The 14,978-nt window shown below is 58.8% G+C and carries 17 protein-coding genes; 11 read left to right on the top strand and 6 right to left on the bottom strand.

Annotated features, from left to right (window positions below):
* Positions 1-27 precede the first annotated feature (27 nt).
* Positions 28-405: a hypothetical protein gene (locus ACZ9IM_RS10230; RefSeq protein ID WP_063341286.1), complete on the bottom strand. Its 378-nt coding sequence runs from the start codon at positions 403-405 to the stop codon at positions 28-30.
* A 191-nt stretch (positions 406-596) separates the two neighbouring features.
* Here ACZ9IM_RS10230 and ACZ9IM_RS10225 point away from each other — a divergent pair, with 191 nt between their 5' ends.
* The 3 genes from ACZ9IM_RS10225 to def all read left to right on the top strand — a co-directional run bounded on the left by ACZ9IM_RS10225 (position 597) and on the right by def (position 2,441).
* The gene (locus ACZ9IM_RS10225; RefSeq protein WP_095054313.1) at positions 597-788 is read left to right on the top strand and encodes a CsbD family protein; all 192 of its coding nucleotides are present in this window, start codon (positions 597-599) and stop codon (positions 786-788) included.
* Positions 789-960: 172 nt separating this feature from the next.
* Positions 961-1,905, top strand: coding sequence for a YihY/virulence factor BrkB family protein (locus tag ACZ9IM_RS10220; RefSeq protein WP_427626004.1), 945 nt, complete (start codon positions 961-963; stop codon positions 1,903-1,905).
* A complete protein-coding gene (gene def, locus ACZ9IM_RS10215; protein WP_008069131.1) occupies positions 1,902-2,441 on the top strand; it encodes a peptide deformylase in 540 nt (179 codons plus the stop codon). The genes ACZ9IM_RS10220 and def overlap by 4 nt, the downstream gene beginning before the upstream one ends.
* 139 nt (positions 2,442-2,580) lie before the next feature.
* On the opposite strand, the gene ACZ9IM_RS10210 is transcribed toward def, so the two are convergent.
* Positions 2,581-2,997, bottom strand: coding sequence for a GNAT family N-acetyltransferase (locus ACZ9IM_RS10210; protein WP_427626005.1), 417 nt, complete (start codon positions 2,995-2,997; stop codon positions 2,581-2,583).
* Positions 2,998-3,339: 342 nt separating this feature from the next.
* On the opposite strand from ACZ9IM_RS10210, the gene ACZ9IM_RS10205 reads away from it, so the two are divergent.
* The 4 genes from ACZ9IM_RS10205 (at position 3,340) to ACZ9IM_RS10190 (ending at position 7,006) form a co-directional block, all read left to right on the top strand.
* Positions 3,340-4,281, top strand: coding sequence for a fatty acid desaturase (locus ACZ9IM_RS10205; protein ID WP_476223831.1), 942 nt, complete (start codon positions 3,340-3,342; stop codon positions 4,279-4,281).
* Between the two features lie 135 nt (positions 4,282-4,416).
* Positions 4,417-5,208, top strand: a complete 792-nt coding sequence (locus ACZ9IM_RS10200; protein WP_476223830.1) for a phosphate/phosphite/phosphonate ABC transporter substrate-binding protein — start codon at positions 4,417-4,419, stop codon at positions 5,206-5,208.
* A gap of 239 nt (positions 5,209-5,447) precedes the next feature.
* Positions 5,448-5,996, top strand: a complete 549-nt coding sequence (locus tag ACZ9IM_RS10195; protein ID WP_427626008.1) for a sigma-70 family RNA polymerase sigma factor — start codon at positions 5,448-5,450, stop codon at positions 5,994-5,996.
* Complete coding sequence (locus ACZ9IM_RS10190) at positions 5,993-7,006, top strand: ABC transporter substrate-binding protein (RefSeq protein ID WP_476223829.1); 1,014 nt, start codon at positions 5,993-5,995, stop codon at positions 7,004-7,006. The genes ACZ9IM_RS10195 and ACZ9IM_RS10190 overlap by 4 nt, the downstream gene beginning before the upstream one ends.
* A 133-nt stretch (positions 7,007-7,139) precedes the next feature.
* Here ACZ9IM_RS10190 and gstA read toward each other — a convergent pair whose 3' ends face one another.
* Positions 7,140-7,742: a glutathione transferase GstA gene (gene gstA / locus ACZ9IM_RS10185; protein WP_476223828.1), complete on the bottom strand. Its 603-nt coding sequence runs from the start codon at positions 7,740-7,742 to the stop codon at positions 7,140-7,142.
* A gap of 99 nt (positions 7,743-7,841) precedes the next feature.
* On the opposite strand from gstA, the gene ACZ9IM_RS10180 reads away from it, so the two are divergent.
* A complete protein-coding gene (locus ACZ9IM_RS10180; protein WP_427626011.1) occupies positions 7,842-8,774 on the top strand; it encodes a LysR family transcriptional regulator in 933 nt (310 codons plus the stop codon).
* Positions 8,775-8,839: 65 nt separating this feature from the next.
* On the opposite strand, the gene ACZ9IM_RS10175 is transcribed toward ACZ9IM_RS10180, so the two are convergent.
* On the bottom strand, positions 8,840-9,472 hold the full coding sequence (locus ACZ9IM_RS10175; RefSeq protein WP_476223827.1) for a glutathione S-transferase family protein: 633 nt from the start codon (positions 9,470-9,472) through the stop codon (positions 8,840-8,842).
* Between the two features lie 67 nt (positions 9,473-9,539).
* Positions 9,540-10,571 carry an HTH-type transcriptional regulator GntR gene (gene gntR, locus ACZ9IM_RS10170; protein WP_123501447.1) on the bottom strand — a complete coding sequence of 344 codons (1,032 nt, stop codon included), beginning with the start codon at positions 10,569-10,571 and terminating at the stop codon, positions 9,540-9,542.
* Positions 10,572-10,786: 215 nt separating this feature from the next.
* Here gntR and ACZ9IM_RS10165 point away from each other — a divergent pair, with 215 nt between their 5' ends.
* Positions 10,787-11,320 (top strand): gluconokinase, encoded by a 534-nt coding sequence (locus ACZ9IM_RS10165; protein WP_007902444.1) that lies wholly within the window; start codon positions 10,787-10,789, stop codon positions 11,318-11,320.
* An 83-nt stretch (positions 11,321-11,403) separates the two neighbouring features.
* On the top strand, positions 11,404-12,756 hold the full coding sequence (locus ACZ9IM_RS10160) for a GntP family permease (RefSeq protein WP_008069109.1): 1,353 nt from the start codon (positions 11,404-11,406) through the stop codon (positions 12,754-12,756).
* 168 nt (positions 12,757-12,924) lie between these two features.
* Here ACZ9IM_RS10160 and alaC read toward each other — a convergent pair whose 3' ends face one another.
* On the bottom strand, positions 12,925-14,142 hold the full coding sequence (alaC, locus tag ACZ9IM_RS10155; protein ID WP_123357886.1) for an alanine transaminase: 1,218 nt from the start codon (positions 14,140-14,142) through the stop codon (positions 12,925-12,927).
* Between the two features lie 138 nt (positions 14,143-14,280).
* On the opposite strand from alaC, the gene ACZ9IM_RS10150 reads away from it, so the two are divergent.
* Positions 14,281-14,943 carry a LysE family translocator gene (locus tag ACZ9IM_RS10150; RefSeq protein ID WP_476223826.1) on the top strand — a complete coding sequence of 221 codons (663 nt, stop codon included), beginning with the start codon at positions 14,281-14,283 and terminating at the stop codon, positions 14,941-14,943.
* Positions 14,944-14,978 lie beyond the last annotated feature (35 nt).

The raw sequence follows: 14,978 nt of genomic DNA, 5'->3' as shown, positions 1-14,978 counted from the left end.
AACGATCAAAGCTTTTAGCTTTTGCTGTTACTGACGGAACTGCACGAAGTTGACGTTGGTACCGGCCGGGCGCATGTCCTGCAGGTAGGAGTCCTTGTCGGCGCTCAGTTCCAGGCTCAGGGCTGCCTTGCGCTTGCCTTGGTTGCGCACCACCAGGCCTTCGAGTTTCTCGCGCAGGAACACCGTCGGCACTTTAAGGTGCAACAGTTCGTCGGTATCCGGGGTGTGCATCAGCAAGTGAATCCATTCGTACTGACCAACGGCCAGGCGCGCGACCGGAATATCGAACCAGAAGATATTGCGGTTGCGGTTCAATTCGGTGAAATGGCAGTTGTTGACACCAAGCACAGCACCGCCGAGTTCCTGGTTTCTGCGGGCAATGGCCTGCTTTTTATCGAGTTTCATAACGTTCCTACGGGAATGGATCTTCAGCGCCATGGCCTGAATACGTTGCGCATTCTCGGGGCAAAGGCTGCAAACATAAAGCCTAACCTGCGAAATGTCCGGTTAATAAATAAATGAAACTCCGCGCACAGGCCCCCGGTCAATCCTTGTGTAACTACTTTCCCCGTTGAAATGTTCACAGGAGAAATACCATGAGCAGCACTGGCGATAAAGTTAAAGGCATGGCAAATGAAGCGGCCGGCAACGTCAAGCAAGGCGTCGGCAAGGCCACCGGCAACGAAAGACTGCGCTCCGAAGGCGTGGCGCAGGAGAGGAAAGGCGAAACCCAGCAAGCGATCGGCAAAGCCAAGGATGCTCTCAAAAAAGGCATCGATAAGGCGTAATCCGGCATTTGACGAGTAACAGAAACGGCCATCCGAAGATGGCCGTTTTTATGTTGGATAGGCGAGATATACCCTGTGATTGTTTCAAAGTCGCCAAGTAGGCTACTTTGTTGTAGAAAACGGCCCCTGAGTCGCCATGACTTCAACCTTTTTGCGGCGAAAGGAGACGCTAATGTTTTTTCCAACCATGAAAGGTTTGCCCCTGCATCGGGTGATGATGCGTACGGTCACTGAGTTCATCGACGATGAGATGTCGACCTATGCCTCGGCGCTGGCCTATCAAATGCTGTTCTCGCTGTTCCCTTTTATCCTGTTCCTGATCGCCCTGATCGGTTTTCTGCATTTGCCGGACTTCTTCTCCTGGCTGCGCCTGCAATCGGAACTGGTCCTGCCCCCCCAGGCACTGGAACAGGTGAACCCGGTGATCGACCAGCTTCAGCAATCCAAGGGCGGCTTGCTCTCGGTGGGTATCGTGATTGCCCTGTGGACCGCATCTGCCGGTGTGCGGCTGATGATGAGCGCGATGAACGCCGCGTACGACGTGGTCGAACGCCGTCCGGTCTGGAAGCGCTTTCCGCTGTCGATTTTCTACACCATCGGCATCGCCGGCATGCTGCTGATCGCCGCAGCGCTGATGGTGCTCGGGCCGCAGGTGATGAGCTGGATCGCCGCGCAAGTGGGCCTCGAAGATTTCATTGTGACCGTCTGGACCATCGTCCGCTGGCCGGTGGTGGTGATTCTGCTGATGATGGCGGTGGCGCTGATTTACTACGTCATGCCCGACGTTAAACAAGAGTTTCGCTTCATCACCCCAGGTGCGGTGTTGTCCGTGGTGGTCTGGATCATTGCTTCGCTGGGCTTCGGTCTCTACGTCAAAACCTTCGCCAATTACAACGCCATGTATGGCAGTATCGGCGCGATCATCGTGTTGCTGCTGTACTTCTATATTTCCGCTGCAGTGCTGTTGCTCGGCGCGGAAATGAATGCGGTGATCGAGCACATGTCATCTGAAGGCAAGAAACCTGGCGAAAAAGTGCCCGAAGAACCCAAACATCACGTTTCGGGATTGGGACGGGATCACTCAATCAAGCCAACCACTGACGAAGCCCTGAAATGATCCGTGAAATTCTGAAAATGGGCGATGAACGCCTGCTGCGCATTGCCCCACCGGTGCCGACAGAAATGTTCGACAGCCCTGAGTTGTGGCAGTTGATCGACGACATGTTCCAGACCATGGAAAGCGTCGGTGGGGTCGGCCTGGCCGCGCCGCAGATCGGTGTCGACCTGCAACTGGTGATCTTTGGTTTCGAACACAGCGAACGCTATCCGGACGCCGAAGCGGTGCCGCAGACGATTCTGATCAATCCACTGATCACTCCATTGAGTCCGACCCTTGAAGAGGGGTTCGAAGGCTGCCTGTCGGTGCCGGGCCTGCGGGGTGCAGTGGATCGTTATCAGCAGATTCGTTATGAAGGCTTCGATCCCAAGGGCGAGCCGATTGTACGCATTGCCTCGGGATTTCATGCGCGGGTGGTGCAGCATGAATGCGATCACCTGATCGGCCGGCTATACCCGTCGCGCATCAGTGATTTCAGCAAATTCGGGTTTACCGAGGTGATGTTCCCGGACCTGGACCCTGCGGCGGACGACTGATTCGAAAACACCTCAAAACCAATGTGGGAGCGAGCCTGCTCGCGATGAGGCTCTGACAGTCAACATTGATGGTGACCGGTACACCGCTATCGCGAGCAGGCTCGCTCCCACAGGTGATCTCCATAAGCCTTTTAGGGCTTTATCTGGTCGGTTCCAAACCCATCGCAATCATCGGTTTGCTCCGCGCATAACGGCTCAACCGTTCAGCCATGGCGTAGGGCAGGGGCGGGTCGAATGTAAAACCTCGACGTTCATAAAAACCACGCAGATCCGGATGGCAGAACAACCAGACTGGTTCTTCGAGGTGCTTGATGGCGTGGGCGATCAACGTCGCGGCGATCCCTTGCTCGCGACAGCGCGGGTCGACGAACAACCCGGTCAGCCAATGCCCGCCGGCCACTGGCCGCAAACATAACGCCGCAATGATCTCATCGCGTTTCGCGACCCACAGGCGAGCGTCGCGGACTGCTTTCATCGACGATTGGTGGGCGCGGTAAAACTTGTTCATCAACGGCCATAACGGCTCGTCGAGCAAGGTGTACTGGGTGTTGGGCATGGGCCTGGACTGTCAGTGCGCAAAGCGGGTGATTATAAAAGAACGCGGGCGCCGCGATAGGTGTATACCTGATCTCACGTCCCGTATGAGTGGAGTATGTATCATGGCCAAAGGCATGGATTCAAAGAAAGCGGCAAAGAAGAAACCGGCTAAAACCGCCGATGAAAAACGTGCGGACAAGAAGGCCAAGAAGGTGGGCGTGTTCGGCCACTGATCCCGCGTCAACGGAGCCCGAGTCCTCGGGCTCCTTGTTTTTCAGGCCTATCGAAATAACCAGATAATCTGCAAGAAATCCCTGCGCCATTGCACAGAGGGGGACTGGTTCCCGATCTGAGCAAAGCCATGCCCCATTATTTTGATGCTGCCCACCGTGAAGAAATCGAAACCCTGCGCCAACGCTTGACCGCTCGCACCGAGTGGCCGACCTGGCTGCTGTTGGTCGGCGTGTATGTCGGCTGGTTCAGCATTGTCCTGGGCGGCGCTCGATTGGGGCTCTGGTGGAGCGCGTTGTTGCTGATTCCACTGTTGGTGTTGTGGTTGTCGGTGCAGCACGAATTGCTGCACGGCCATCCCACCCGTTGGCAAACGCTGAACAAAATCCTCGGTTATGCGCCGTTCGCGGTCTGGTATCCCTACACCTTGTACCGCGACAGTCATTTGTTGCATCACCGCGATGAAGACCTGACCGTTCCCGGTCGCGATCCGGAAAGCCGTTACCTGAGCGCTGAACAGTGGCAGCGCAGTTCTCTGTTCGAAAAGGGCCTGCACTGGCTGAACAAAACCGTGCTCGGGCGCTTTGTCCTCGGTGCGCCACTGGCCTTGCTGGCGCTGGCCCGGGATGAGTTGCAAAGGCTAAAAGCGGGTCAGCGCCAAGCCTGGTTGATGTGGCTTACCCACGGTGCGCTGACGCTGCTGATGCTGACGTTCATCGCCCGCTACAGCGTGCTGCCGGTCTGGCATTACCTGTTGCTGATCAGCGTGCCGGCGCTGTCGATTGCGATGATCCGCTCTTACTATGAACACCGTCCCCACGTGCAACCCGAGCAACGCACCGTCATCAATGAAGCGGCATGGCCGTGGCGTTGGCTATTCCTGAACCTCAACTTGCACCTGGTGCACCACGACTTGCCGGGCCTGCCCTGGTACGACCTGCCGCGGGCCTATCGCACGCGCCGCGAGCAATGGCTGACGCGTAGTGGCGGGTTTGTGGTGCAGGGTTATGTTCAGTTGTGGCGAGAAAATGGAGTGAAAGCCATTGATAGCCCGAAACACCCGTTCCACTGATTGCGAACGCGTTCCCCCTGTGGGAGCGAGCCTGCTCGCGATGAGGCCATTACATCCAACATTGATGTTGCCAAACACACCGCCATCGCGAGCAGGCTCGCTCCCACACTGGATTTTTGTTGTAGGGAGACTTTGATGACACAACACCTCGCTGAATTACTGATGTACGTCGCTCCCGAGTCGATCCGCCAAGCCAACGAGCGTTGGCTAGCGCGGATTCTCGAACAGCTCGGCAGCACTCGCCTCGATGCCGAAGGGCTGTCGCTGATGGACCTCTGGTTGTCCCCGCGCCTGCTGCTGACCCAGACTTGCGGCTATCCCCTGATGACGGCTTTACGCGGTCGTGTCCGGGTTATCGGTCGTCCTCGTTACGAACTTCCGGACAGCAATGGCGGTAACCATTGCAGCCTGTTATTGACTCGCGCCGACGATCCTCGATGGACCTTGTCAGCCTTGCGAGGCAGTCGCGGTGTGATCAACGGCGAAGACTCCAACAGTGGCATGAACCTGTTGCGTCACCGACTGGCGCCACTGCACCGCGACGGGCAGTTTTTTGCCAGTGTGGCCATCAGTGGCAGCCACCGCGAAAGCCTGCGTTGGCTGCGTGATGACCTGGCAGACCTGGCCGCCATCGACAGCGTGACCTTCGCCTATCTGGCGCAGCATGCCCAAGCAGAAGTCGAAGGCCTGCGCGTGTTGGCACGCACGGCGTTCAGCCCGACGTTGCCCTACATCGCGGCCGCTGGCACCACCGATGAGCAGGCTGAACAGCTTCGACGGGTGATGAATCAGACGTTGAAGGAACTGCCCGAAGTCGCGGAAATCCTCGGCCTGCAGGAAGTGCTGCCGGCCACCGAAAGCGACTATCAAGTTATTCTCGATTATCAGCAGGAGGCCGAAGCGTTGGGGTACGGGCGGTTGCGCTGAGGCTTGAGGCTTGTGCCAACAATCCCATCAATCGCGGGCAAGCCACACTCCCACAGCATTTCGGTGGATTTGTGGGAGCGTGGCTTGCCCGCGATAGCGATGTATCAGAGGCCGCTTATTTAAATTCATTTATGGAATATAAAAATTCATTTTAAGTATTATTAATGAATAAGGCTCCTTGCTAGGATCGCGCCACCGGATCACCGGACATTCAGCGACCCCTAACCCATGGAGCCTCTATGTCCGGCGCCGACCTTTCTCATCGCAACGACGTGGGCGGATTGTTCCGCGCCCACTATGCCTGGCTGTGTACACGGCTGCGCCGATACCTGGGGGCCAGTCCCAGCGTCGAAGACATCGCCGCCGAGACCTTCGTGCAGTTGCTCGAATCGCCAGGTCTGACGCCAATTCGCGAACCTCGCGCCTTGCTCACCACCATTGCCCATCGGTTGATTTATCAGCTGTGGCGTCGTCGCGACCTGGAACGCCAACACCTCGATCAGCTATCGCCGATTGACCCGTTCGGCGGACCATCGCCTGAAGATCTGGCGCAGTTTTCCCAGGCCCTGACACGCCTTGATCAAACCCTCGAGCGCCTGCCGGGCAAGGTCAGGGCAACCTTCCTGTTGTCGCGAATCGACGGCCTGACCTACCCCCAAATCGCCGCCGAACTGGGCATTTCCCTGCGCTCGGTCAGCGTCTACATGACCCGCTCCCAGGCACTGTGCGCCCGGCACAGTGCCAACGAACCCTTGAACCGATTACCCCTGACCCAGAGGTCTGCATGAGATCGATCAAAACCCTGCTCGGCAGTTCGCTGCTGGCCCTGAGCCTTGTGGCTGGGCACGTTCCGGCTGCAGAAAAAACCACGCCCATCCACTTCGGTGACATCACCTGGGAAAGTGGCAGCCTGATCACCGAGATCCTGCGGTTGATCGTCGAGAAAGGTTATGGCTACCCGACCGACACCTTGCCGGGCAGTACTGTCAGCCTCGAAGCAGCCTTGGCGAAGAACGATATTCAAGTGATCGGCGAAGAGTGGGCCGGGCGCAGTCCGGCCTGGGTCAAGGCGGCATCGGAGGGCAAAGTGTTTGGTTTGGGCGACACGGTCAAAGGCGCCACCGAAGGTTGGTGGGTGCCGGAATACGTGATCAAGGGCGACCCGGAACGCGGCATTAAACCTTTGGCGCCGGAGCTGAAATCCGTCGCCGACCTGGCGCGCTACAAGGACGTGTTCCGCGACCCCGAAGACCCAAGCCGCGGGCGTTTCCTCAACAGCCCGACCGGCTGGACATCGGAGATCGTCAACAGCCAGAAACTCAAGGCCTATGACCTGACTGCGAGCTACGTCAACTTCCGCACCGGTTCCGGCGCGGCGCTGGATGCCGAGGTCGCTTCATCGATCCGCCGTGGCAAACCGGTACTGTTTTACTACTGGTCGCCGACGCCACTGCTGGGTCGATTCAAACTGGTGAAACTCGAAGAGCCGCCGTTCGATGCGCAAGCCTGGAAGACCCTGGCCGATGCCAACAACCCGAACCCCAAGGGCACACGTTCGATGCCGGCCAGCCTGGCTATCGGTGTGTCGGCACCGTTCAAGGCGCAGTACCCGGACCTGGTGGCGTTCTTCGAAAAGGTCGATTTGCCGATCAATCTGCTGAACCAGACCCTCGGGCAGATGAGCGAAAAACGCCAGCCACCGCGTCAGGTGGCCGAAGCGTTTTTGCGCGATCAGCCGCAGGTGTGGAAGGTTTGGGTGCCGGGGGAGGTGGCTACGAAGGTGAGTGAGAGTTTGTAGTTTTTGTCTGATGTTTCTGTAGTGTCTGAACTGCCGCCTTCGCGAGCAAGCCCGCTCCCACATTTGATCGCATTCTTACAGTAAGAACTCGGTTAAATGTGGGAGCGGGCTTGCTCGCGAATGATTTCAAGCCTTACGGCAACTCCGCAGCCAACGCCGCCTTCACGGCTGGCCGCGAATCAACCCGCGCCTGAAACCGCGCCAACGCCGGCCATTGATCCAGATCGATGCCAAACACCTGCGTCCAGCGCAACACCGTAAACAGATACGCATCAGCAATACTGAATCCGCTAGCCATCAGATAATCCTGCCCCTCCAGCGTCTGACTCAACACGACAAAACGCTTGAACAGCTTCTCTTTGATGAGCGCTTTCACGTCATCCGAAAACTGCGAATTGAACAGCCAACCCAGCCCGCCATGAATCTCGGTCGAAACGAAATTCAGCCATTCCTGCAAACGCACCCGCTCGAACGTCCTGTTCTCCGCTGCCAGGTTGGCCTCGGGCCGCAAGTCCGCCAGGTACTGCAGGATCGCCGGGCCTTCGGTCAGCACATCACCGTTATCCAGCTGTAACGCCGCGACGTAGCCTTTGGGGGTTATGGCGAGGAAGTCCTCGCCGGTGGCGGTTTGCTTGGTGCTGTTGTCGACGCGGACCAACTCGAACGGCAGATCCAGTTCGCGCAGCACGATGTGCGGCGCCAATGAGCAGGCTTGCGGGGCGTAATACAACTTCATGGGCAGGGCTCTGGTTGCAGGTTTGCGCCAGTGTCATAGTGCGCGGCACCCTCGGTAAAATTAATCTTTCAGAACACTGCCATTAGGAAAGCTACTGCCATGATGAACCTGATGCATTGGCGAATGGTGGTGGCGGTGGCCGACACCGGCAACATCACCCGGGCGGCCGAGCGGGTCGGGATGACCCAGTCCGGTGCCAGTCAGGCGCTGGCACTGATCGAAGAAACCTTGGGCGTTCAGCTGTTCAGCCGGGAAAACCGTCAGACCTTGCCGACCGCCATCGGCTTGCCTGTGATCGAACAGGCGCGAACCATGCTCGGCGCCCTCGAGAACATTCGCAGTACCGTCGATGCCGCTAAGGACATCCAGCGCGGGACGATTCGCCTGGCCAGTTTTCCGTTGGTGTTGGCGACCTTTCTGCCGCCGCTGCTGCGCCAGTTCAATAGGCTGTATCCCGGCATTCAAGTGGTGGCGCTGGAGGTCAGCGACGATGAAGTGGAAACATTGCTCAGTACCGGGCTGGTGGATGTCGGCGTGGTATTGAACCCGGTACCCGCGCGCAGTGCCGGTCGTCTGGGGCGTGATGCCTGGGTGGCGGTTCTGCCTGGTGGCCACCCCTTGGCGCGCCGCTCGAATGAGGAGGGCGTTTCATTGGCTGAACTGGCGGAGCAACCCTTTGTGCTGGCCACGGGCGGTTGTTCGACCAATGCCCGCAGCCTGGCCGCCGACGCCGGGCTACAACTGCTGGATGTGCGAGCCGAGGTGCGAGAGTGGAGCAGTGCGTTCACTCTGGTGCGGGAAAACATCGGTGTGACTTTGGTGCCGGAAATGACCTTGCCTGCCAATCGCCGAGGCTTGCGAGTAGTGCCGGTGATGCCGCATATCGAGCGGGAGTTTGCCTTGGTGGTCGCGCCTCACAAAGAACCTTCGGCGGCGGTGCGGGTGTTGTTGGGGATGCTTGCAGACCGCAATCCATGTGGGAGCGGGCTTGCCCGTGATGGCGGCGTCACATTCAACACATTCGTTGACTGACATTCCGCTATCGCGGGCAAGCCCGCTCCCGCAGGTTTCGCGCTTGAACTGGGCCGGGGGTGAAATCAAGGCACGCCGTTGCAAGCGTGTTCCATAAACCCCGACCGCAACGCCAGCCGCTGGCAATAGGCGTCGACGGCGGGGTAGTCCGGGCGTTCCATCGGGGTCATCCGCCAGCGGTTGACCGACAATCCGATGAGGATATCGGCCAGTGTGAACTGCGGTCCGGCGACATATGCACCGGTTGTCGCGAGTTGCTGTTCGAGGATGCCCATTTTTGCGTTCCAGCCGCGAACGCCATCAGCAATCCGCTGCGAGTCCTGGAAGTTCGGCAATTGCCTGACCAGCGCAAAAAATGCGTAGCCCCACGACGGGTTGAGTTCGGTGGCTTGCCAGTCCATCCACTGCTCCACGCGAGCGCGCGCCGCCGGTTCGATGGGCAACAGATCAGTGTTCTGGTGTTTGCCGGCCAGGTACCGGCAAATGGTATTGGACTCCCACAGCACGCCGGCTTCATCGATGAGGACCGGCACTTGTGCATTGGGGTTGAGCTGGAGAAATTCCGGGCTCTGGGTCGATGCGAAACCGCTGCCCCAGTCTTCGCGTTCGTAGGAAACGCCCAGTTCGTCGCAGGTCCACAGGACTTTTCTGACGTTGATTGACGAGGCCCGACCCAAAATCTTCAGCGTATGTCCCATTGAGCTTCTCCGTTTGCTGTTCCAGGTATCGGGAATCTAGCACGCGGAGCGTGGGAATGGTCGCGCTTCAGGTGCTCTCGCGCACCTTCAATTCAAACCCCATATCCTGCACCGGTTTGGTCACTGAATTGCCGGCCAGCAAGGTCAGCATCAGCTCCGCGGAGCGACGGCCGATGGCTTCTCGTGGGGTGCTGATGCTGCTCAGGCGCGGCACCATGTGCTCTGATGCCGGCAGGTCGTTGAAGCCGAGGATCGCCACGCGCTCGGGGATCTTGATTCCATTGCGCAACGCTTCGAGCAACGCACCCTGGGCCAGGTCGTCGTTGCCGAAGAAGATCGCATCGACGTCTGGATGGGCAGCGAGCAGTTGCAGGAATAATTCGCCTCCCAGACCCACCGAAGAGGCTCGTGGTGTCAGCACTTCCAGGGCTGGATCATACAAACCGGCCTTTTGCAGCGCGCGGCGGAAACCTTCGCCACGCAGTAGCGTTCGTTGATCGAGTTGCGCGCCGATGTAGGCCAGGCGTTTGCGACCGCGTGACAGCAAATGCCCGGCAGCGGTTTCGCCGGCAGCGACTTGCGAAAAGCCGACGCAATTGAGCCCCGCCGCGCTGTCCAGTTCCATCATGTAGACGCAGGGAATGTTGCTGGCCTCGATCATCCGTCGCGAACTTTCGGTGCGGTCGAAACCGGTCAGCAACAGGCCGCGAGGCTGATAAGCCATGTAATTGCGCAGCAGGTTTTCTTCTTCATCACGTGAGTAATGGAAGTTGCCGATCAGCACTTCGAAGCCCTTTGGTCGCAAAACCTGATGAATGGCTTCCAGCGTGTCGATGAACAGCAGGTTGGACAATGACGGCACCAAAACCACCACGGAATGGCTCTGGGCCGAGGCCAGGGCGCGGGCGGCGGGGTTGACCACATAGTTCAGGTCGAGGGCGGCCTTCTGGACTTTTTCCACCAGTTCGGTGGCCACCGTGCTGACGCCGCGCAGCGCGCGGGACGCTGTAATCGGGCTGACACCGGCCAGGCGCGCGACTTCGTTGAGGGTAGGGCGGCCAGTGGTGCGAGTATTTTTATCGTTTTTAGGGGTATTCATCGGACGGCTTGCCAAACAAAATTCAAGGCACTAAGGTAGCGCTGTCTCGATGCAGCTGCAAATGCGTGAACGAGGTTTGCCTGATCCTCGCTTTTTGGCCTCGAGAACGAACATGCTGCAACCCACAAAAATGACAAGAAGGCGTCGGCAACTTCTGCTTTTGCACTTGAGTCTTACGTCGCAAAGGTAGCGCTGTCTGCGCGCTGAGGTGTTACATGAATCATCCCATCACCGCCCTGGTCATCATGGGCGTTGCCGGTTGCGGCAAGACGTGCGTCAGCCAGTCCTTGTGCCAGCTTAGCGGCGCGACCGCCATTGAAGGCGACACTTTCCACCCTGCCGCCAATATCGAAAAGATGAGCGCGGGTATCCCCCTGAACGATGAAGACCGTGCCGGCTGGCTCGACAGCCTGTGCGATGAACTGCGCCGCGTCGACGCCAAAGGCGAGCGCCCGGTGCTGACCTGTTCGGCCCTCAAACACAGTTACCGCGAACGCTTGCGCAGTGCCTTGCCGGGCCTGGGCTTCGTTTTTCTTGAGCTGACCCCCGAAGTCGCCGCCGATCGTGTGTCTCATCGGCCGGGCCACTTCATGCCGTCGACCTTGATCGACAGCCAGTTCGCCACACTTGAATCGCCCGTTGGTGAGCCCCTGACCCTGGCTCTGGATGCGTCCAGCCACAGCGTCGATGAATTGGCGAAGCAGGCTCATGCATGGTGGCTCGATCATGGCTTGAAACTCGCCAGTTGAGTTTTGCTCCAAGAGATAGCGCTGTCCTGACGGCATTTGAATAATTGCTTTCATAACAACAACAAACAACGGAGACACCCCCCATGTTTGGCATGTCCCACGAGTCATTCCTGCTGCTAGACGCAGTGGTCACAGTGATCGGGCTTATCGTCCTGATCACCAAGTTCAAGTTGCACCCATTCCTCGCACTGATCATCGCCGCCGCCTTCCTCGGGCTGACGTCCGGCATGCCGATCGGCACCATCATCAAGGCGTTCCAGGATGGCTTCGGTGGGGTACTCGGTTTCGTCGGCATCATCCTGGCGCTGGGCACGATGCTCGGCAAAATGATGGCCGAATCAGGCGGTGCGGATCAGATTGCGCAGACGTTGATCCGCGCCTTCGGCAAGGACAAGGTGCAGTGGGCCATGATGTTCGCCGCGTTCCTGGTCGGCATTCCGCTGTTCTTCGAAATCGGCTTCGTGCTGCTGATTCCGCTGGTGTTCATCGTGGCCCGTCGCACTGGCGTGTCAATCATCAAGATCGGTATCCCGCTGCTGGCTGGTCTGTCCGCGGTACACGGCCTGGTGCCGCCGCACCCGGGTCCGCTGCTGGCCATCGGTGTGTTCGGTGCCGACATCGGTAAAACCATTCTGTACGGCCTGATCGTTGCGCTTCCAACGGCCATCATCGCTGGCCCGATCTTCGGTACGTTCATTGCCAAGCACATTCCCGGTCATCCGAACCAGGAGCTGGTGGATCAACTGTCGCGCGAAACGGATTCGGCTGAACTGCCGAGCTTTGGCATCACTCTGGTGACCGTGCTGCTGCCGGTGTTCCTGATGCTGCTCAAGACATTTGCCGACGTGGTGCTGCCCGATGGCAACATCTTCCGCACTTTCATGGATCTGATCGGTCACCCGATTTCGGCGTTGCTGCTGGCATTGCTGCTGTCGCTGTATACCTTCGGCTACAAGCAGGGCATCGGTTCCAGCCAAATGATGAAATGGCTGGATGCCAGCCTTGCGCCGACCGCCGCGATCATTCTGATCATCGGTGCCGGTGGTGGCTTCAAGCAGATGCTGGTGACCAGCGGTGTGGGTGACGTGATCGGTCACATGGCGGTGAACGCACAGATCTCGCCGATCCTGCTGGCCTGGCTGGTGGCGGCGGTGATCCGCATCGCGACCGGTTCAGCGACCGTGGCGACCATTACTGGCGCGGGCATCGTGGTGCCGGTGGTGGGGATGATTCCGGGCGTGAACCGTGAGCTGCTGGTACTGGCCACCGGTGCCGGTTCGTTGATCCTGTCCCACGTCAACGACGCCGGTTTCTGGCTGGTGAAGCAGTACTTCAACATGACCGTGGCGGAAACCTTCAAGACCTGGACCGCGATGGAAACCATCCTGTCCGTGGTGGGCCTGGGCTTCATCCTGCTGTTGTCGTTGTTCGTTTAAGCACACTGCACTGATCGTTCCCATGCTCCGCGTGGGAATGCATCCCGTGACGCTCCGCGTCACAGTGGACGCGGAGCGTCCATGGCGGCATTCCCACGCAGAGCGTGGGAACGATCAAGCAAAAAAAAACCGCAGCAATGCGGTTTTTTTGTGGGAACGATCAATGTGTCAGGCGTTGGTTTTGGTTACTAGCCCATCCGCCCGGAACATCCCGCGAATCCCGCGCACGGCCTGACGAATCCGGTCCTGGTTTTCGATCAGCGCGAAGCGCACATGATCATCCCCATACTCGCCAAATCCCACGCCCGGCGAGACACAGACCTTGGCCTCGGCCAGCAGTTTCTTGGCGAATTCCAGCGAGCCCATGTGTGCGTAAGCCTCGGGAATCTTGGCCCAGACATACATCGATGCTTTCGGGTTTTCGACCATCCAGCCCAGTTCATGCAGGCCTTTGACCAGCACGTTGCGACGCTGCCGATATTGATCGGCAATGTCTTTGACGCATTGCTGATCGCCTTCCAGCGCCGCGATGGCCGCGACCTGCAGCGGGGTGAAGGTGCCGTAATCGTGGTAGCTCTTGATCCGCGCCAGGGCGTTGACCAATTCCGGGTTGCCGACCATGAAACCGATGCGCCAGCCGGCCATGTTGTAGCTCTTGGACAGGGTGAAAAACTCCACCGCGATGTCCTTGGCGCCGGGCACTTGCATGATCGACGGGGCTTTCCAGCCGTCGTAGACGATGTCGGCGTAGGCCAGGTCGTGCACCACCAAAACATCGTACTGCTTGGCGAGGGCGATTACCCGCTCGAAGAAATCCAGCTCCACGCACTGGGCGGTGGGGTTGGACGGGAAGCCGAGGATCATCATTTTCGGTTTCGGGATCGAGCCGCGAATCGCCCGTTCCAGCTCGGCGAAGAAATCCACGCCAGGAATCAGCGGCACCGAGCGCACCTGGGCACCGGCAATCACGGCACCGTAGATGTGAATCGGGTAGCTTGGGTTCGGCACCAGCACGGTGTCGCCCTGATCGAGGGTGGCCAGCATCAAATGCGCCAGACCCTCCTTGGAACCGATGGTGACGATGGCTTCGGTTTCCGGGTCGATGTCGACTTCGTAGCGATCCTTGTACCAATTGGAGATCGCCCGGCGCAGGCGCGGAATCCCTTTGGACGTGGAATAGCCGTGGGTGTCTTCACGCTGGGCAACAGTGACGAGTTTTTCGACAATGTGCGGCGGCGTGGCGCCGTCGGGATTGCCCATGCTCAAGTCGATGATGTCTTCGCCACGACGCCGGGCGGCCATCTTCAGCTCGGCAGTGATGTTGAAAACGTAAGGGGGGAGTCGATCTATGCGCGCAAAGCGGCGCGGCGAACCTTGTTCGGCCATTGTTGCCTCGGATAACGTAAGCGCCCGGAACCGTCCGAGCGACGCTGGCCACTGCGGTGGCCTGTGGCGGAATGTAAGGGCAGCTGTGGCAGACTGTCCAGCGTCTATGTAAACAATTTTTGCGAAGGAAATCGGTTGATGGAATTTACCAGCGGCTTTTTGCTGAGCCTTTCGCTGTGCCTGGACATCGGTGTGGCCAATATCGCAATGATCACGTTGGCGATGCAGCGCGGCTATTTCCAAGGCTTTGCGCTGGGACTGGGGACGTGTGTCGGCGACCTGATTTACGCCGTGCTGGCCCTGGCTGGCATGACCGTTTTGCTGCAATACGAAACCGTGCGATGGGTGCTCTGGATCGGCGGGTCGGCGCTGCTGCTGTATTTCGCGGCGAAGATGATTTATTCGGCGATCCACCATGAAGCGCTGTTGGCGCAGACCGCTGAAGTCGGTCACAACTCCCACCGCAAGGAGTTCTTTCGCGGGATTTTCCTCGCCATGTCGTCCCCCAGCGCCATTCTCTGGTTCGCCGCGGTAGGCGGAACACTGATCGCCCGTTCCGGTGGTGGTGGCGCGGTCAGCTCGGCGCTGTTTCTTGGCGGTTTCTTGTGCGCCGGTGTGCTCTGGTGTGTGGGTCTGTGCTTCGCTGCGAGCCACGGTGGCAAATTGCTCGGGGACAAACTACTGCGTTATTCCTACATGGCATCGGCAGCGATCTTCTGCTATTTCGCGGTCTACGTGATCCTATCGGGTTACAACGAGTTCATCGGTCCGGGCGCCCTCGAACAGTTGCACGCACTGTAACTGGGCGAATCAGGTTTGGCTTCTATACTCCCAGC

It is taken from the genome of Pseudomonas sp. TE12508 (genome assembly GCF_056279485.1).
The sequence above is the reverse complement of the archived record's forward strand: the minus strand, read 5'-3'. Positions and strand labels throughout refer to the sequence as shown.